Genomic DNA, 17,044 nt, shown 5'->3' on the forward strand with positions numbered 1-17,044 from the left:
CCGTCCGCTTCATGATCGTGGATCGAAAGCGTCACGTAACGCCTCCCCGATAAACACCAGTAAAGAAAGAATCAGCGCCAGGGTAAAAAACGCCGTCAATCCCAGCCACGGCGCTTGCAGGTTCTGTTTGCCCTGACCGATCAACTCGCCCAGCGATGCACTGCCGGCAGGCATGCCGAAACCGAGGAAGTCCAGCGCTGTGAGGGTCGAGATCGCCCCGGTCAGAATGAACGGCAGGTAACTCAGGGTCGCGTTCATTGCGTTGGGCAGGATGTGCCGGATGATGACTTTGCGGTCGGTCAGGCCCAACGCCCGGGCGGCTTTGACGTATTCCAGATTGCGTCCGCGGAGAAACTCGGCGCGCACCACATCCACCAGGGCCAGCCAGGAAAACAGCGCCATGATCCCCAGCAGCCACCAGAAATTGGGCTCGACAAAACCCGACAGGATGATCAGCAGGTACAGCACCGGCAGTCCCGACCACACCTCCAGCAACCGTTGACCGATCAGGTCGACCCAGCCGCCGTAATAGCCTTGCAGGGCGCCGGCAGCGATGCCGATGAGTGCGCTGACAAAGGTCAACATCAAGGCAAACAGGATTGACACCCGCGCACCGAAAATCACTCGGGCCAACACGTCCCGCGCCTGGTCGTCGGTGCCCAGCCAGTTGACCTTCGTCGGAGGGCTGGGCGCGGGTTGATTGAGGTCATAGTTCGGCGTGTCGTCGCTGAAAGGGATTGGCGGGAACAGCATCCAGCCACCGCCCTGGTGAATCAGCTTCTGTACATAGTCACTGCGGTAGTCGGCCTGGAAGGGCAGCTGTCCGCCAAACTCCTGCTCGGTATGACGCTTCAGAACCGGGAAGTAGAGTGAGCCCTGGTAGCTGACGATCAGCGGTTTGTCGTTGGCGATCAGCTCGCCACCGAGGGTCAACAGGAACAGGCCGATAAACAGCCACAGCGACCACCAGCCGCGCCGGTTTTTCTTGAAGCGTTCGAAACGACGACGTCCTAACGGCGAGAGCTTGAACATCAGGCGTTCCTCGCGGCGAAGTCGATACGCGGGTCGACGAGGGTGTAGCACAGGTCGCCGACCAGTTTTATCAAGAGACCGAACAGCGTGAAGATGAACAGCGAACCGAATACCACCGGATAGTCCCGGGAAACCGCGGCTTCGTAACTCATGCGGCCCAGGCCGTCGAGGGAGAAAATCACTTCGATCAGCAGGGAACCGGCGAAAAACACGCTGATGAACGCCTGGGGAATACCCGAGACCACCAGCAGCATGGCGTTGCGAAACACGTGACCGTAAAGCACTTGGCGTTCACTCAGACCTTTGGCCCGGGCGGTGACCACGTACTGGCGCGTGATTTCATTGAGAAAGGAGTTCTTGGTCAAAATGGTCAGCGTGGCGAACCCGCCGACCACCAGCGCTGTCACCGGCAATACCAGGTGCCAGAAGTAATCGGCGATTTTGCCCACGGTCGACAGCGATTCGAAGTTGTCCGAGACCAGCCCGCGCACCGGGAACCAGTTCAGCGAAGTGCCGCCGGCGAAGACCACGATCAGGAACATGGCGAACAGGAACGCCGGCATGGCGTAGCCGATGACGATCGCGGTGCTGCTCCAGATATCGAAGTGGCTGCCGTGGTGCACGGCCTTGCGGATACCCAGAGGGATCGACACCAGGTAGGTGATCAGCGTTGCCCAGAGCCCGAGGGAAATGGTCACCGGCATTTTTTCCAGGATCAGGTCGGTGACGGTCACCCCACGGAAAAAGCTCTTGCCGAAGTCCAGGCGCGCGTAACTGGTGAGCATCAGCCACAGGCGCTCGTGCGCGGGCTTGTCGAAGCCGTATTGCTTTTCGATGTCCTTGATCAGTTGCGGGTCGAGGCCGCGACTGGATCGGGAGGTGCCGGACATGCGTTCGCCGGAACCGCCGCCGACACCCGCGCCGCCGATGCCTTGCAACTGCGCGATGGCCTGTTCCACCGGGCCGCCCGGCGCGGCCTGGACGATGATGAAGTTGACCAGAAGAATGATCACCAGCGTCGGAATGATCAGCAGCAGACGCCGCAGTATGTAAGCCCACATCAGTGCGGCCCTCCGGGTCTGCCGCGGCTGATTTGCTCAGCGGTCATCTGTTGATTGGTCAGCGGCGTGGTGCTGATTTCCCACCAGCTCTCGATGGCTTCGTCATTGCTGGCTTGCTCGTTGGGCCTACCGAAACGATTCCACCACACGGTAGAACTGCCCGGCGGGTAATAGTTGGGAATCCAGTAGTAGTTCCATTGCAGCACCCGGTCCAGCGCGTGGGCGTAGCGCAGCATTTCGGGTTGGGTGGTGGCGCGAATCAGTCCGGCGATCAATGTGTCGACCGCCGGGTTTTTCAACACCATGTAGTTATTGGCGCCAGGGTCGTTGGCCGAGACCGAGCCGAAGTAATTGAGCAGTTCACCCCCGGGCGACGTCGTGACCGGGTAGCCGGTGACAATCATGTCGTAGTCGCGGCTCATCAGGCGATTCACGTACTGGGAGGAGTCGATGCGGCGAATGTTCATGTCGATGCCGATCTGTTTCAGGGTGCGTTTATACGGCAACAGCAATCGGTCCATGCCGTTCTGGCTGACCAGGAAAGTGAAACTCAAAGACTGGCCTTCGGCGTTGACCAGTCGATCGCCATCGGGTTTCCAGCCGGCCTGTCCGAGCAAATCGAGTGCCTGCAATTGTTTGTCGCGTATCACGCCACTGCCATCGGTTTTCGGAGCCTGGAAAACCTGGCTGAACACCTCGTCGGGGACCTGCCCGCGCAGCGGTTCGAGAATCGCCAGTTCGCCGGCGTCCGGCAGGTGTCGGGCGGCGAGGTCGGTGTTGGAAAAGTAACTCTGCTGGCGGATGTACAGGTCGCGCATCATCTGCCGGTTGCTCCACTCGAAATCCCAGAGCATGGCCAGCGCCTGACGCACTCGACGGTCCTGGAACAGCGGGTTTTGCAAGTTGAACACAAAGCCCTGAGCCGGTTGCGGGGCTTGGGTTGCCAGGTGCGCCTTTTGCAGACGCCCGTCACTGAGGGCCGGGCCTTCGTAGCCGATGGAGTAAGCGGTGGCGGAGAATTCCCGGTTGTAGTCGTAGGCACCGCCGCGCAGCACCTGGCGGGCGACGTCGGTATCGCCGAAGTACTCGATACTGAAATGATCGAAATTGTAGAGGCCGCGGCTGACCGGTAGATCCTTGCCCCACCAATCGGCATTGCGCTTGAAGGTGATGCTGCGACCGGAGTCGACCTTGCCTACCCTGTAGGGGCCGCTGCCCAACGGTGGCTCGTAACCGCCGCCATTGGCGAAGTCACGAGTCTTCCACCAATGCTCGGGAAACACCGGCAAGGTCGCGATATCAAGGGGGAGGGTACGGTTTTCATTGCTTTTAAAGTCGAACCGAACCGTTAGCGGTGATTCCACTTCGACGCCTTTGACGTCGGCAAATTGGGTGCGATAACGCAGGCTGCCCTGGGTCATCAACAGGTCAAAGGTGTAGCGCACATCTTCGGCCGTGATCGGTTTGCCGTCGGCGAAACGGGCCTTGGGATTGAGGTAGAAGCGCAGGGACAAACCGTCATCCGAGCGCTCCATCTTCTGAGCCACCAGGCCGTACACGGTGTAAGGCTCGTCCAGCGAACGCTGGGCAAGGGGCGAGTAAAGCAGGCCGTCGACCTGTGTGACGCCAATGCCTTTATCGATGTAGGGCAACATATGATCGAAGTGACCGATTTCGACGGCCGAGCGGCGCATTGTGCCGCCCTTGGGGGCTTGCGGGTTTGTGTAGGCAAAATGACTAAAGCCGGCAGGATACTTTGCCGGTTCACCGTACACGGTCAACGCATGTTGCGGTGCTGCGGTCACGCCGGTGACGCTCAACAACAGAGCCACGGCCGTGAACAATAAAGTAGGGAACGCCAGTCGCATTGTCAGCCTTAGAGCCGGGTGGTCAGTAACCGCAATTTGTACGCTAGCGGCGCGTCCCTCGCCACCCGTATCACGTATCCCAAACACAACGGCCCACCAGAAGGCGGGCCGTTGTGCAGAAAACTTAAAGGCTGATCAGTCCTGACGGCTGGTCACTTCCAGCAAGTGATAACCGAACTGGGTCTTGACCGGGCCTTGCACCACGTTGATCGGTGCGCTGAATACCACGGCGTCGAATTCCTTGACCATCTGGCCTGGACCGAACGAACCCAGATCACCGCCCTGGCGGCTGGATGGGCAAGTGGAGTTGGCTTTGGCGACTTCGGCGAAATCAGCGCCGCCTTCGATTTGAGCTTTCAATTCGTTGCACTTGGCTTCGCTGGCAACGAGGATGTGACGGGCAGTGGCTTTAGCCATGGTGAAATACTCCTTTCAATGTTCAGTAAAGTGCGGAGCCTACCGGATTCAGTGGTCTATTTCTTCTCAAAGTTCCGTCCAGATTATGCAGACCGACACGGTGTTCCTTTATAAGCCGGCATTTCTCAGGCGCTCTGCATGCTGCACATACAGCGCTAGCGGGTCGACGCCTTTGCGTAGCGGACCGGCGGTCTGGCTGAGGCTGTCCAGATGATCCAGCGGGTAGTCGGACCGGATGACTTTGCCCAAATGGGAGCTGTAGCGGCCAACCAGGCCATCGTTCTGCTCGGCTTCGGTGGTGAAGTAGTGGGAAAAGGCGCGGAGGAACCCGTGCAGCGGACTCAGTGCATCAAGTCCTTTGTCGAGGAGGTCGCCTTGCAAGGTGCCGCTCCAGGAGTAATAACGCACACCGTTGACCAGTTCGCGACCCTTGCCACCCCAGGTTTTCGGCAACCCCTGGGGATATTTGTCGTTGAACGCGCCCACGCCTTCGGTGGTCAGGGCATTCAGCGCGGCGATGGCGTTCTGCGGCAGGTGACTGTGGCCGCTGAGCAACGATAGAAAGTCTGCAAACAACGTTGCGACTGTCGAGGCGACGTGTTCCGGAAGGCGCCCGGGCGTCAGCGCCTTGCGCAAGAAGTCGGCCAGTTCCGAGCCGTGATTCGGTCCGCTGACGGAGGTTACCGAAGCAATTATTTGCGGCGCTGCCGCCGCCGCATAACGTGCAGCGAGTGCGCCCTGGCTGTGGCCGATCAGGTTGACTTTGTTCGCACCGGTTCCCTCCAGTACGCGTTCGATCTGCGCCAGAAGTTGGTCGCCGCGGACTTCGTTGCTATGGGTAGCCGACAAGTGCGGGATAAACACTCTTGCGCCTGCACTCCGAAGTGCCTGCTTGACGTCATGAAAGAGTTCGATTTTGCCGATGCGGTCGAAGCCGAACAGCCCGTGGACCAACAGAATCGGATACTGAGTAGTTGCATTCCGTAGCATGTTCTTTCCTTTTTCCCAGTCGTTCAGAGGTGTGTTGATGGGCTCACTCTAAAGCACACCCGCTGTTCGACGTTGTATGAAAAAGCCGCTGTAACCTGATGAAAACGGAATAGAAAATGTACGAAAGTTCGAAAGTGGATGAGGTCTCGTTCGGAATATTTGGACATCTTTTGATCTGTAACAGAGGATTTTTCAGCAATGGCCTACTTCGGCAACACCCTTTGCCTGTGAGTCGTGTCTCGATTCCGACGTCCGGCCCTCAATGTGAGGACTGGACGTTGGGTGTGTGGCTCACGCCGATTGTTGATCCCTGTTCCGAGCCCTGAGCCGATCGGCTGCCTGGCGCAACAACAGTTCTGTTGCGCTCCAGCCAAGGCAGCCGTCCGTGACTGACACTCCGTAATGCATGGACGGGCTCAGCGGTTGGCAGCCTTCGAACAGGTGACTCTCGATCATCATGCCGATCAGTGATCGATCGCCTTGCAGGCGCTGTTCAAGCACATCGTTAAATACCGCTGGCTGACGCAACGGGTCTTTGCCGCTGTTGGCATGGCTGCAGTCGACCATGATCCGGGCCGGGATCTTCAGTTTGATCAAGTCGCTGTTCACCCGGGCGACGCTGTCGCGGTCGTAGTTCGGCCCGCGGTGTCCGCCACGCAGTACCAGGTGGGTGTCGGGGTTGCCCGGCGTTTGAATGATTGCCGGGTGACCCTGGCTGTCGACGCCGAAATGGCGATGCGGATGGGCGGCAGAACGCATGGCGTCGCTGGCCACACCGACACCACCATCGGTGCCGTTCTTGAAGCCGACCGGCATGCTCAGGCCACTGGCCATTTCACGGTGGATCTGCGATTCGGTGGTGCGAGCGCCAATGGCGACCCAGCTCAGCAGATCGTCGAAGTAGCCGGCAGCCATCGGTTGCAGCAGTTCGGTGGCAATCGGCAATCCCAGGCGGAGCATTTCGCGCATCAACTCGCGGGACAGCGTCAAACCTCCCGCCATGTCATCGCTGCCATCCAGATGAGGATCGTAGGCCAGGCCTTTCCAGCCAACGGTGGTGCGGGGTTTTTCGACGTAGGCGCGCATCACCAGCAGCATTTCATCGCTGACGTCGGCGGCGAGGCGGGCGAGGTTGCCGGCGTATTCGAGGGCGGACTGAGGATCGTGAATCGAGCAGGGACCGACGATGACCAGCAGACGGGAATCTTCACCGTTGAGGATCGCGCGAACCGCTTGGCGGTGGGCGGCGACTTGCTGGGTCAGGGCATTGCTGAGAGGCAGTTGCTGTTTGAGTTGCAATGAACTGGGTAGACGCAGGGTCAGCGCTTCATTGGCAGGGCTCAAGGTGGACAGCGGCAGAGCAGAGACGGACGAGTTCATGTTCGGGCTTCCTGGGCTGGCGGCGGGTTCGTTCCCGCGCGCTCGGCCCTACTGGGGTGTTCGACAATTGGCCGGATTGGCTGCGTGTGTGTGCTTGCCACCTGTGGGTGACCGATCGGAGGCGGCAGGCTGTCCCGAGCGGAGGCTGCTAAATCGCCAGGCGGAAAAACTGTCGTAACGGTAATAAGTGGCGTAGTTCATTGTTGAATCCTCTGGTTGTCTGGTGTGTCGCTAAAAATGTGCGGGGCTGAAAAAACAAAACCCCCGGTCGGGAAGCCGACCGGGGGTTGAGAAATCTCTGGTGGCGACCCGTTTAAAGTGGGCGCCGTGTGGGTATCAGGCGCGCCAGTGGCTAAACCAATACCCAAAATAAAAGCTGACCGGAGCACAAACGTCAGTCACCCGGGCAGCCGCCACCGAGCGCAGGGCGCTGACGGTACGAAGCTGTGAGAGGGTGTTGAACATGGTTTGTCTCCGATGAGTGCGCCGAGCTTACTAGAGGCCGGTACGTGGATTCAATCAGAAAATGCTATCGATTACCGGCGGCATTTTCTATCGCTTGAGTGCGTCGCCGGTTGTGACACACTTTGTGCTTCGCTTATGTACAACCTCGCAAGGACGAATCATGACGCCACTGATCATCGCCGCTGCTCAATCGGTCTCCATCGCCGGTGACCTTGACGCAAACATTGTGTGGCATCAGCGCTTCATGCAAGTTGCTGCTGAGCAGGGCGTGCAATTGCTGGTGTTCCCGGAGTTGTCACTGACCGGGTACGAGCGTGGACTTGCGGCTGAATTGGCCATTGCGCCAGACGCCAGGGTTCTGCAACCGCTACGGGATCTCGCTCGGGAAATCGGTGTGACGACTGTCGTCGGGATGCCGATTCGCCTGTCGGAGGATTCGCCCGTATTGATTGGGGCGCTGGTGTTGGGCGCTGATGGATCGCTCGGGATCTACAGCAAGCAACATCTGCATCCAGGCGAGGAGGTGGCATTTGCACCGGGAACCGGCGGTCCGACCCTGACCGTAGGTGCCGATACGGTCGCGTTGGCGGTGTGCGCGGATTTCTCCCATCCCAGTCATGCCGCCGCGGCGGCGCAGCAAGGCTCCGGTCTGTATGCGGCGGGCGTGCTGATCACGGAAAACGGCTACGCCCCGGATACCGCGTTGTTACAAGGCTACGCCAGCGTTCATTCGATGGCGGTCCTGATGGCCAACCATGGCGGTGCAACGGGGGGCTGGGAATCGGCAGGACGCAGCGCGATCTGGGCTTCGGGCGGTTCGCTGATTGCGGCCGCGCCGGGTACAGGCAACCTGATGGTGGTGGCTCGCCGCGATGCTGATGGTTGGCAGGGGCAAATAGTGACTGTCGAGGAGGCTTGATGGCATTCGAATTACGCCCGGCGACGCACCGGGACCTCGCCTTCGCTCGTGAACTGACCCGAAAAAACATGCTGCGCTATTACATTCAGCACGATCTGCTGTGGCAGGACGAAGGTTTTGATGTTGGCTGGGCAGGGCGCGAAAATTGGTTGATTGTGCGCAATGAGACCTTGCTAGGCTTCGTCAGCCTGAGTCGTGACGCCAAAGCCCTGTACATCCGCGAGTTGCATGTCATTGAAGCGTTTCGAGGGCAGGGCGCCGGTTCCTGGACGATTGATCAGGTATTCGCCATGGCGTGCAAGGAGCGGCGTCCGGCATTGCGCTTGACGGTTTTTGAAAATAATCCTGCGCAAGCGTTGTATGCGAGAAAGGGCCTCAAGGTGGTCGGCACGGACGAGTGTTTCCTGAGAATGCAGCGTGATATCAACGCCTCGCCTGGCTGAAGCACGCATACGGCAAGCCTTTCAAGATGTATTGAAACTTTTTATATGACGCTTGCCGCTAGGTCTGCCAGTTGCTTTTTGCTAAGGTGTTGGCAACCCAATAAGACCATATCGCGAGGTGTCTGCTTGATTAGGGTGCTAGTAGTCGATGACCATGATCTCGTTCGTACAGGCATTACACGAATGCTGGCTGACATCGATGGCCTGCAAGTAGTCGGCCAGGCTGAGTCAGGCGAAGAATCCCTGCTCAAGGCGCGTGAGTTGAAACCCGATGTGGTCCTGATGGACGTCAAGATGCCCGGTATCGGCGGTCTTGAAGCCACGCGCAAATTATTGCGCAGTCACCCGGATATCAAAGTCGTCGCGGTCACCGTGTGCGAAGAAGATCCGTTTCCGACCCGGTTGTTGCAGGCCGGTGCCGCGGGCTATCTGACCAAGGGCGCCGGGTTGCCGGAAATGGTCCAGGCCATCCGCCTGGTGTTTGCCGGGCAGCGCTACATCAGCCCGCAGATCGCGCAACAACTGGCGATCAAATCCTTCCAGCCGACCAATGATTCACCTTTCGACGCCTTGTCGGAGCGGGAAATCCAGATCGCGCTGATGATTGTCGGCTGTCAGAAGGTCCAGATCATTTCCGACAAGCTGTGTCTGTCGCCAAAAACCGTCAACACTTACCGTTACCGCATTTTCGAGAAGCTTTCGATCAGCAGCGATGTCGAGTTGACGCTGTTGGCGGTTCGTCACGGCATGGTCGATGCCAGCCTCTGAAAATGACTGAAGTCTTCGATCCAAGCGCCTTTCTGTCGACGGTCAGTGGGCGTCCCGGTGTGTATCGCATGTTCGACAGCGAGGCACGCCTGCTCTATGTCGGCAAGGCCAAGAACCTCAAGAATCGCCTGTCGAGTTACTTCCGCAAATCCGGTCTTGCGCCCAAGACTGCGGCGCTGGTCGCGCGTATCGCTCAGGTCGAAACGACGATTACGGCCAATGAAACCGAAGCCTTGTTGCTTGAGCAGACGCTGATCAAGGAATGGCGTCCGCCCTACAACATCCTGCTGCGCGACGATAAATCCTACCCCTATGTCTTTCTCTCGGATGGCCAGTTCCCACGCTTGAGCATCCATCGCGGTGCAAAAAAGGCCAAGGGCAAGTATTTCGGCCCTTATCCCAGTGCTGGTGCGATTCGTGAAAGCCTGAGCCTCCTGCAGAAGACGTTTTTCGTTCGCCAGTGCGAAGACAGCTATTACAAGAACCGTACGCGCCCTTGTCTGCAATACCAGATCAAACGTTGCAAGGCGCCCTGTGTCGGGTTGGTGGAGCCCGAGGTGTATGCCGAAGACGTCCGGCACTCGGTGATGTTCCTTGAGGGGCGCAGCAATGCGCTGACGGACGAGTTGTCCGCAGCCATGGAAGAGGCGGCGATCAACCTCGAGTTCGAGCGTGCTGCTGAGCTGCGGGATCAGATTTCATTGCTGCGCCGGGTCCAGGACCAGCAAAGCATGGAAGGCGGGACGGGCGATGTCGACGTGATCGCAGCGTTCGTCAATCCAGGTGGTGCCTGCGTTCATTTGATCAGTGTGCGGGGCGGGCGGGTGTTGGGGAGCAAGAACTTCTTTCCGCAGGTGGGTATTGAAGAGGACGTTTCTGAAGTCATGGCGGCGTTTCTCGGCCAGTACTTCATCAGCAGTCCCGAGCGCGACCTGCCGAGCGAACTGATCGTCAACGTGGTTCACGAAGACTTCCCGACCCTGATCGCAGCCATCGATGAGCTGCGTGGTCGCGAATTGACCATCAGTCACAGGGTTCGTGGTACACGAGCACGCTGGCAACAGCTGGCGGTCACCAATGCCGAGCAGGCACTGGGAGCGCGACTAGCCAATCGTCAACACGTTGCTGCACGTTTCGATGCCCTGGCGGAAGTGCTGAACCTGGACGAACCGCCACAGCGCCTGGAGTGTTACGACATCAGTCACTCCAGTGGTGAAGCGACCGTGGCATCCTGCGTGGTGTTCGGCCCCGAAGGTCCGATCAAGTCCGACTACCGTCGCTACAACATTGAAGGCGTCACCCCGGGCGATGATTACGCCGCTATGCATCAGGCCCTGACCCGGCGCTTCAGCAAACTGAAGGACGGGGAGGGCAAGCTTCCGGACATTTTGCTGGTGGACGGTGGCAAGGGGCAGCTGTCCATGGCCCGCGACGTGCTCAATGAATTGGCCGTGCCTGATCTGATTTTGCTGGGTGTAGCCAAGGGCGCCACGCGCAAGGCCGGTTTCGAAACCCTGTACCTGAACGATGCTGCCCACGAATTCACCTTGCGCGGTGACTCCCCCGCGCTGCATTTGATCCAGCAGATACGCGACGAAGCTCACCGTTTCGCGATTACCGGGCACCGCGCCCGTCGTGGCAAAACCCGCCGCACGTCTACGCTTGAGGGCGTTGCCGGTGTCGGGCCGACACGCCGCCGCGATTTGTTGAAACATTTTGGTGGATTGCAGGAGCTGTCTCGTGCCAGCATCGAAGAGATCGCCAAAGCACCCGGGATCAGTAAAAAGCTCGCAGAGTTGATTTATGCCAATCTGCACAGCGAGTAGAATGCCCCCTCACCTCGTAGCCAGTTGTGCCGATGAATATCCCTAATCTGATTACCGTACTACGCGTCCTGCTCATTCCGATCTTCATTTTGCTGTTCTACCTGCCGTATCAATGGAGCTACCTGGCGTCCGCCTCGGTGTTCGCATTTGCCGCTGCCACAGACTGGCTGGACGGGTATCTGGCCCGCCGACTGGAACAAAGCACGCCGTTCGGGGCTTTCCTCGATCCCGTGGCCGACAAGCTGATGGTCGCTGTTGCGCTGGTATTGCTGGTGCAAGAACACGGCAACCTGTGGCTCACACTGCCGGCCGCCGTGATCATCGGTCGCGAGATTGTCGTCTCGGCACTTCGCGAATGGATGGCCGAACTCGGCGCCCGCGCTCACGTCGCGGTGTCGAACCTGGGCAAATGGAAAACCGCCGCGCAAATGCTGGCGCTGGTGATCCTGCTGGCCAATCCGTCGGATTTCACGTTCTGGGTACTGCTGGGTTACGCCTTGCTGCTGATATCCGCGGGCCTGACGTTGTGGTCCATGGTCCAGTATTTGCGGGCTGCCTGGCCGCATCTGAAGACCGACGTGGAAAAGAAATAAACTTTTTTGAATCAAGGGGTTGACGGGGCTTCTGGAATCTATAGAATGCGCCACACCAAGACGCGGGAATAGCTCAGTTGGTAGAGCACGACCTTGCCAAGGTCGGGGTCGCGAGTTCGAGTCTCGTTTCCCGCTCCAAGCATTAAAAAATGGATCTCTGAAAAGAGGTCCATTTTTTTTCGTCCAAAGAAAAGTCTTTCTTTGCCGAGTTCCTCCTGAAAGCACGCTCGTGGCTGCCAATACGATAGCGTGGGGCTGCTGTTTGTCCCCTCTCTGGTCGGGCATCTACTGCTTGGCATCGAACTGACCGGTGTCATCGTCCGCATGGCCGGCATCGCTCTCATCGCCTTGGCGGTCGCCTGCTGGCCCGGCCCACCCATGCTCGGCATGTTGATCTATAACGCAGCCGTTGCGCTGTATCTCACCTACGTTGGCTTCTGCGGCGACGCGAGAGGGGTTCTCTTGTGGCCAGTGGTCATCTTGCACGCAGTGATGACGGTACTTTTGATACGTGCAATGACGAGGAAGGTCACGCATTGAGCTCCGTCATTATCGGCGCCATCGTTTTTGCCTGCCTGTTCGCTACCGCGGTGATAAGAATGCTGCTGCACATGCGATTACCGATTCATCACCTGGATGTCGAGTCCAAAGAGGGCGCGCCAGGTCGGGCGTTTTTTCGCACAACAGTACGGTTTCGTATTGGGTCAAGTACTCGGCCACCCTGTCTCGGAAATCGGGCAAGACGGCTATGAGACCGATGCGCCCTTTGTTCGTGACCGCCATGGTGTTTGCCGCTTTGCTGCTCGCCGGTTGTGCCTCCACGCCGAACGATCCGACCCTGACCTTGCAGACCAGCAAGACCCCGGCCCAATACGCCGACTGTGTCGTGCCGAAATTGCAGGGCAGTGCGTTGAACCCGACTGTCTCGCAGACCCAGCGCAGCTACCGGATCGTCGTGCCGAGCAAAGTCTCGGCGGATAACGTGCTGGAAGCCTACAAGACCGGGAGCGGCGGCAAGGTGTTCATCTACGAACGGCATTTGCTGGCCTCGAACTTCCTGCCTTCAAGTTTTGAACGCGCTGCGCAGGATTGCATCTGATCCTGGCCCGTAAACGCTTCTCACCGTGCTCCTTTGGTTGGCCGCAACCAACCAGTTTTTTGCCCCGCACCGGATTCGGTGGCGGGGCTTTTTTTCGTCTGCTGTGTCGTATTGATGATGGTTTACATCTGCTGGCTTCTAGCAGGAGGCTGCAATGTCCCACGTCAACATTATCTGAGTGATGGCCGCATCAATGACCTCATGCGGCGTGTTATCACGAGCGAGGATGGAAATGCCCTGCAAGAAACTGTCGAACACCGCAGCCATCGCGGGCGCGTGAGTATTGCCCGGCAACTGACCGGCACTGACTCCCCGTTCGACACACGCCAAAATCCCCGCGCGCGTCCGGGCGCGAGATTGGGTCAGGGCATCGACCACCCGAGCATTCTCCGGGCTGGGTGCGCTCATCACACCGAGGGTCACCATGCAGCCCTTGGGATGACTGTCCTCACACTGCATGCGCGCCGACTGGCGTAGCGCAGTCTCGATGGCCTGGCGTGGCGGCAGGCTCTCGTCCCACAGACATTCGGTGACCTGAGCGAAGGTCGCCAGGTAACGCTGCACACACTCATCAAACAACGCTTCCTTGGAACCGAACGCTGCGTAAAAACTTGGTGCGGAAATCCCTCTGCCCAGTCCGGCTTTCAACTTTGCGAGCGAGGTCGTGTCGTAGCCGTGTTGCCAAAACAAATGCATGGCCTGTTCCACAGCGTGGTCGCGGTCGAAGGTGCGGGGGCGGCCCATTTGCGCCATTTCAAGGCTCCTCTGGATGACGAGATAAATACTAGTCGATACATAAGTCATTGACAACGAACACGGGCATCCTTCAACATTTGTATCGATCAGTATTTAAGTCTGAATCCTCACTCAAGGAATCTCCCGTGACACCCTCAATTACCTTATCGACAGCGCCCGACCGCCTGCCCATCGGCGCGTTGCTCGCGCTGGCCATGACCGGCTTCATCTGCATTGTCACCGAAACATTGCCCGCCGGCCTGTTGCCGCTGATCAGCGAAGGCCTGGCAATTTCCCCTTCCATGGCTGGCCAGATGGTCACCGCTTATGCGCTGGGCTCGGTGCTGGCGGTCATCCCCATGACCATCGCCACCCGCGGCTGGCGCCGCCGTAATGTGCTGTTGCTGACTATCGTCGGTTTCTTGCTGTTCAACTCCATCACCGCGTTGTCATCGCACTACGGCGTGATCCTGGTGGCGCGCTTTTTTGCCGGCGTCGCGGCTGGCCTGGCCTGGAGCCTGCTGGCCGGCTACGCCAGGCGTATGGTCGCGCCCCATCAACAAGGCAAGGCGCTAGCGCTGGCCATGGTCGGCACACCGATTGCCCTTTCACTGGGTGTACCACTCGGCACCTGGCTGGGCGCTCTCGTAGGTTGGCGCACCACTTTCGGCATCATGTCCGTCCTCACACTGGTGCTGATCGCCTGGGTACTGGTGAAAGTCCCGGACTACCCACCTCAAGCCGCCAGCCAGCGCATGTCATTGCGTACCGTGATGACCACGCCAGGCGTGCGACCCGTGCTGGCAGTGGTCATCAGCTGGATGCTGGCGCACAACATTCTCTATACCTACATCGCACCCTTCGTGGCACCAGCGGGATTGGCGGATCGGGTGGATGTGGTGTTGTTGGTGTTTGGCATTGCGGCGTTGGTGGGGATTTGGCTGACTGCCAAAAGGGTTGAGGTATCTTTGCGCAAAACGGTGTTGGTGAGCCTGGCAGCGTTTGCGGCGGTGTGTGTAATGTTTGGCCTTTTGGGCCGCGTGCCGGAGATGATCTATGTCGGCGCAGCGGTTTGGGGGGTGAGCTTCGGCGGAGCGGCGACGTTGCTGCAAACGGCGCTGGCGGATGCCGCGGGGGATGGGGCAGATGTGGCGTTGTCGCTGAATGTGGTGGCCTGGAATAGTGCGATTGCCGCGAGTGGTGTCGTGGGCGGAGTGTTGTTGGACAGGTGGGGCGCCGCCTCTTTTCCATGGGCCATGGTGGTGTTGGTCGGGGTGGGGTTGGTGATTGTCTGGGGGGCTCGGGTTCATGGCTTCAAATCGGGCGCGCGTGCGACTGGAAGGCCCGTTGTTGCGGGGCACTGAACCATAAAAAAGGGTTGAAAAGAAGGCTTTGGAAATCGCCAGAAGAAAGTACAAAAAACGTTAGTTAATCGTTCTTTCTGCTGGCTTTCAGGCTCATTCAACCTGGCTTCTACCCGGCATCTCTATGCCGTGCTGATGCACCCGCCGATACAGCGTTGCCCGAGAGATGCCCAAAGCCTTGGCGGCGGCGGTGGGTTTCCAGCGATGACGCACCAGGGCATCGAGCAGTGCTTGGCGTTCGGGGCTCGCGCCGCAATCGTTGGTGTCGCTGAAACTTGGGCCGTTAAGCCTGTGGCCTTGCAGTTGCTCGGGCAAATGGCTGACCTGAATCAGGTTTGTATCGCACACCGCGCAGGCATAACGCAGCACGTGGCGTAACTGGCGAACGTTACCTGGCCAGCGGTAGCCAAGCAGGCATTCCAGCGCCGCGCTTCCCAGTTGCATGGGTTCTGCGCAAATCGTCGATTCTTCATCGAGAATCCTGTTGATCAGCGCCAGGCGGTCACTGCGTTCGCGCAGCGGCGGTAACTGGAAGCGGGCTCCACTCAAACGAAAGTACAGGTCTTCGCGAAATTCGCCCGCGGCGACCAGTGCTTCCAGATCGCGGTGACTGGCGCAGATGACCTGAAGGTCGATCGCTTTGCGCCGTGAAGCTCCCAGTGGTGCCACTTCACCTTCGGCCAGAACCCGCAGCAGACGGGTTTGCAAGAGCAGGGGCATGTCGCCGATTTCATCGAGAAACAGCGTGCCGCCGTCGGCTTGCTCCAGCAGACCTTGCATGCCCTTGCTCGAGGCGCCCGTGAAAGCACCGGCGACATAGCCAAATAATTCGCTTTCGATCAGGTTCTCCGGGATCGCCGCGCAGTTCACTGCAACGAACGGACGCTCACGGCGCTGGCTGGCCTGGTGCAACTGACGGGCGAAGACTTCCTTGCCGGAGCCGGTCTCACCCTGGATCAGCACCGGCAGGTTGCGGTCTTTGACCCGCACTGCAAGGCGCAGGCTTTCTTCCAGTCGCGGATCGAGCTCGGCGGGTGTCAATACAGGACGCGATGGGGTGCGTTTCACCCGACGTGGACCGCGGAGTCGTCCATGCAGCGCAGGGTGGCCACCTTGGCCGTGAAGCACGCAGAGCGATTCGTCGCTGGCCCGATGCAACAACTGCTGATCGAACACCTGGCCGATGTGTTCCGGCAGTTGGCCAAAGCTTTGCAGCAGCAACTGCCGAGCCGCCGGGTTCAGTGCCTGCAAACGGCCGTCATCATCCCAGGCGAGCAAGTAATCGGGTTGGCTGTCGACGTAGCCGGGGCTGTTGTGGGCTCGCAGCACCCAGTAACCCTGGGCACTGTTCATGAAAAACGCCTGTTCGATTTCCCGTGCGCTTTGCACCACCATCTGCCGGATCAAATGTTGGGAGCGGCGGTCGTCCGGGGAACTCACTGCGGACACGTCGAGCACTCCGAGCAATTCGCCTCGCGGGTCGAAGACCGGCGCGGCCGAGCAGGTAAGGCCGATGAACGCGGCGCGAAAGTGATCGCGTTTGTGCACCGTGATCGGTGTTCTCGCTGTCAGCACCGCAGCCACGCCACAGGTGCCTTCTTCGCCTTCTGACCAGCAAGTGCCCAAGTACAGGCCGGCTTTACGGCAGTCATTGCGGATGGAGGTTTCCACGCGATAGTCGATGGTCTGACCCTGGGCATCGGTCAGCAGCACGCAGTAGTTAGCGTCACGCACGCGACCGTGGAGGCGGGCGACTTCTTCGCTGGCAATGCGCAAGAACAACTCGGAACGCTCGCGGCATTCCTGCAGCACGTTCTGCGAAAGGATCCGTGGCCCTTGCAATGAGCCAGGGTCCAGATGGTGTTGCTCCATGGAGCGGCGCCAGGAGTCGAGTATCAAGCCCGGCACAGGCAACTGCGGCAGGTGTTCGGCATTTTTCAAAACACGGCTGACGCAATCCACATGCGCCTTCGAGTGTGCGGAAAGCATTAAGGCCTCCGGTTCCATCTTCTTTTAGTTGTGCGGCTATTAAGCGCCGTTCATTGGTCGCAGACAAGGGCCGGGTCTCCCAGGGTTGGCGGTGA

17 protein-coding genes and 1 tRNA gene are annotated in these 17,044 nt (G+C 59.1%); 8 read left to right on the top strand and 10 right to left on the bottom strand.

Going from position 1 to position 17,044, the window contains the following annotated elements; genetic code table 11:
• Window positions 1–9 precede the first annotated feature (9 nt).
• From PFAS1_RS23965 to PFAS1_RS30185, 7 genes are all read right to left on the bottom strand, one after another.
• Window positions 10–1,032 carry an ABC transporter permease gene (locus PFAS1_RS23965; protein WP_076030786.1) on the bottom strand — a complete coding sequence of 341 codons (1,023 nt, stop codon included), beginning with the start codon at window positions 1,030–1,032 and terminating at the stop codon, window positions 10–12.
• A complete protein-coding gene (locus PFAS1_RS23970) occupies window positions 1,032–2,093 on the bottom strand; it encodes a microcin C ABC transporter permease YejB (RefSeq protein ID WP_076030787.1) in 1,062 nt (353 codons plus the stop codon). The genes PFAS1_RS23965 and PFAS1_RS23970 overlap by 1 nt, the downstream gene beginning before the upstream one ends.
• The gene (locus PFAS1_RS23975) at window positions 2,093–3,961 is read right to left on the bottom strand and encodes an extracellular solute-binding protein (protein WP_076030788.1); all 1,869 of its coding nucleotides are present in this window, start codon (window positions 3,959–3,961) and stop codon (window positions 2,093–2,095) included. The genes PFAS1_RS23970 and PFAS1_RS23975 overlap by 1 nt, the downstream gene beginning before the upstream one ends.
• 135 nt (window positions 3,962–4,096) lie before the next feature.
• Window positions 4,097–4,378 (bottom strand): peptidylprolyl isomerase, encoded by a 282-nt coding sequence (locus PFAS1_RS23980; protein ID WP_046048458.1) that lies wholly within the window; start codon window positions 4,376–4,378, stop codon window positions 4,097–4,099.
• 108 nt (window positions 4,379–4,486) lie between these two features.
• The gene (locus tag PFAS1_RS23985) at window positions 4,487–5,368 is read right to left on the bottom strand and encodes an esterase/lipase family protein (protein WP_076030789.1); all 882 of its coding nucleotides are present in this window, start codon (window positions 5,366–5,368) and stop codon (window positions 4,487–4,489) included.
• A 291-nt stretch (window positions 5,369–5,659) separates the two neighbouring features.
• Window positions 5,660–6,748 carry a 3-deoxy-7-phosphoheptulonate synthase gene (locus PFAS1_RS23990; protein ID WP_076030790.1) on the bottom strand — a complete coding sequence of 363 codons (1,089 nt, stop codon included), beginning with the start codon at window positions 6,746–6,748 and terminating at the stop codon, window positions 5,660–5,662.
• A gap of 336 nt (window positions 6,749–7,084) precedes the next feature.
• Window positions 7,085–7,213 carry a hypothetical protein gene (locus tag PFAS1_RS30185; RefSeq protein WP_257787312.1) on the bottom strand — a complete coding sequence of 43 codons (129 nt, stop codon included), beginning with the start codon at window positions 7,211–7,213 and terminating at the stop codon, window positions 7,085–7,087.
• Between the two features lie 160 nt (window positions 7,214–7,373).
• Here PFAS1_RS30185 and PFAS1_RS23995 point away from each other — a divergent pair, with 160 nt between their 5' ends.
• From PFAS1_RS23995 to PFAS1_RS24020, 6 genes are all read left to right on the top strand, one after another.
• Window positions 7,374–8,132 (top strand): carbon-nitrogen hydrolase family protein, encoded by a 759-nt coding sequence (locus tag PFAS1_RS23995; RefSeq protein ID WP_076030791.1) that lies wholly within the window; start codon window positions 7,374–7,376, stop codon window positions 8,130–8,132.
• On the top strand, window positions 8,132–8,575 hold the full coding sequence (locus tag PFAS1_RS24000; protein WP_074877511.1) for a GNAT family N-acetyltransferase: 444 nt from the start codon (window positions 8,132–8,134) through the stop codon (window positions 8,573–8,575). The genes PFAS1_RS23995 and PFAS1_RS24000 overlap by 1 nt, the downstream gene beginning before the upstream one ends.
• Window positions 8,576–8,701: 126 nt before the next feature.
• Window positions 8,702–9,343 carry a response regulator transcription factor GacA gene (gene gacA, locus PFAS1_RS24005; protein WP_008015884.1) on the top strand — a complete coding sequence of 214 codons (642 nt, stop codon included), beginning with the start codon at window positions 8,702–8,704 and terminating at the stop codon, window positions 9,341–9,343.
• 2 nt (window positions 9,344–9,345) lie between these two features.
• On the top strand, window positions 9,346–11,169 hold the full coding sequence (gene uvrC, locus PFAS1_RS24010) for an excinuclease ABC subunit UvrC (protein ID WP_074877509.1): 1,824 nt from the start codon (window positions 9,346–9,348) through the stop codon (window positions 11,167–11,169).
• 32 nt (window positions 11,170–11,201) lie between these two features.
• A complete protein-coding gene (gene pgsA / locus PFAS1_RS24015; RefSeq protein WP_008150904.1) occupies window positions 11,202–11,762 on the top strand; it encodes a CDP-diacylglycerol--glycerol-3-phosphate 3-phosphatidyltransferase in 561 nt (186 codons plus the stop codon).
• A gap of 62 nt (window positions 11,763–11,824) precedes the next feature.
• A tRNA-Gly gene (locus PFAS1_RS24020) sits at window positions 11,825–11,900 on the top strand.
• Between the two features lie 147 nt (window positions 11,901–12,047).
• On the opposite strand, the gene PFAS1_RS29615 is transcribed toward PFAS1_RS24020, so the two are convergent.
• The gene (locus PFAS1_RS29615; protein ID WP_156886751.1) at window positions 12,048–12,299 is read right to left on the bottom strand and encodes a hypothetical protein; all 252 of its coding nucleotides are present in this window, start codon (window positions 12,297–12,299) and stop codon (window positions 12,048–12,050) included.
• A gap of 220 nt (window positions 12,300–12,519) precedes the next feature.
• Between PFAS1_RS29615 and PFAS1_RS24035 the strand changes: the two genes are divergently transcribed.
• A complete protein-coding gene (locus PFAS1_RS24035; protein ID WP_076030794.1) occupies window positions 12,520–12,861 on the top strand; it encodes a YajG family lipoprotein in 342 nt (113 codons plus the stop codon).
• 138 nt (window positions 12,862–12,999) lie between these two features.
• On the opposite strand, the gene PFAS1_RS24040 is transcribed toward PFAS1_RS24035, so the two are convergent.
• Window positions 13,000–13,614, bottom strand: coding sequence for a TetR/AcrR family transcriptional regulator (locus PFAS1_RS24040; protein ID WP_076030795.1), 615 nt, complete (start codon window positions 13,612–13,614; stop codon window positions 13,000–13,002).
• Window positions 13,615–13,742: 128 nt separating this feature from the next.
• Between PFAS1_RS24040 and PFAS1_RS24045 the strand changes: the two genes are divergently transcribed.
• Window positions 13,743–14,960 (top strand): MFS transporter, encoded by a 1,218-nt coding sequence (locus tag PFAS1_RS24045; RefSeq protein WP_076030796.1) that lies wholly within the window; start codon window positions 13,743–13,745, stop codon window positions 14,958–14,960.
• A gap of 93 nt (window positions 14,961–15,053) precedes the next feature.
• Here PFAS1_RS24045 and PFAS1_RS24050 read toward each other — a convergent pair whose 3' ends face one another.
• Window positions 15,054–16,949: a sigma-54-dependent Fis family transcriptional regulator gene (locus PFAS1_RS24050; RefSeq protein ID WP_076030797.1), complete on the bottom strand. Its 1,896-nt coding sequence runs from the start codon at window positions 16,947–16,949 to the stop codon at window positions 15,054–15,056.
• Between the last annotated feature and the right edge of the window lie 95 nt (window positions 16,950–17,044).

It is taken from the genome of Pseudomonas frederiksbergensis (assembly GCF_001952935.1).
Taxonomy (GTDB): Bacteria; Pseudomonadota; Gammaproteobacteria; order Pseudomonadales; family Pseudomonadaceae; genus Aquipseudomonas; species Aquipseudomonas frederiksbergensis.

Coding starts and splice junctions, on each gene's coding strand:
- PFAS1_RS23965 (WP_076030786.1), bottom strand. CDS start 1,032: ATGTTCAAGCTCTCGCCGTTAGGACGTCGTCGTTTCGAACGCTTCAAG.
- PFAS1_RS23970 (WP_076030787.1), bottom strand. CDS start 2,093: ATGTGGGCTTACATACTGCGGCGTCTGCTGCTGATCATTCCGACGCTG.
- PFAS1_RS23975 (WP_076030788.1), bottom strand. CDS start 3,961: ATGCGACTGGCGTTCCCTACTTTATTGTTCACGGCCGTGGCTCTGTTG.
- PFAS1_RS23980 (WP_046048458.1), bottom strand. CDS start 4,378: ATGGCTAAAGCCACTGCCCGTCACATCCTCGTTGCCAGCGAAGCCAAG.
- PFAS1_RS23985 (WP_076030789.1), bottom strand. CDS start 5,368: ATGCTACGGAATGCAACTACTCAGTATCCGATTCTGTTGGTCCACGGG.
- PFAS1_RS23990 (WP_076030790.1), bottom strand. CDS start 6,748: ATGAACTCGTCCGTCTCTGCTCTGCCGCTGTCCACCTTGAGCCCTGCC.
- PFAS1_RS30185 (WP_257787312.1), bottom strand. CDS start 7,213: ATGTTCAACACCCTCTCACAGCTTCGTACCGTCAGCGCCCTGCGCTCG.
- PFAS1_RS23995 (WP_076030791.1), top strand. CDS start 7,374: ATGACGCCACTGATCATCGCCGCTGCTCAATCGGTCTCCATCGCCGGT.
- PFAS1_RS24000 (WP_074877511.1), top strand. CDS start 8,132: ATGGCATTCGAATTACGCCCGGCGACGCACCGGGACCTCGCCTTCGCT.
- uvrC (WP_074877509.1), top strand. CDS start 9,346: ATGACTGAAGTCTTCGATCCAAGCGCCTTTCTGTCGACGGTCAGTGGG.
- pgsA (WP_008150904.1), top strand. CDS start 11,202: ATGAATATCCCTAATCTGATTACCGTACTACGCGTCCTGCTCATTCCG.
- PFAS1_RS29615 (WP_156886751.1), bottom strand. CDS start 12,299: ATGCGTGACCTTCCTCGTCATTGCACGTATCAAAAGTACCGTCATCAC.
- PFAS1_RS24035 (WP_076030794.1), top strand. CDS start 12,520: ATGCGCCCTTTGTTCGTGACCGCCATGGTGTTTGCCGCTTTGCTGCTC.
- PFAS1_RS24040 (WP_076030795.1), bottom strand. CDS start 13,614: ATGGCGCAAATGGGCCGCCCCCGCACCTTCGACCGCGACCACGCTGTG.
- PFAS1_RS24050 (WP_076030797.1), bottom strand. CDS start 16,949: ATGCTTTCCGCACACTCGAAGGCGCATGTGGATTGCGTCAGCCGTGTT.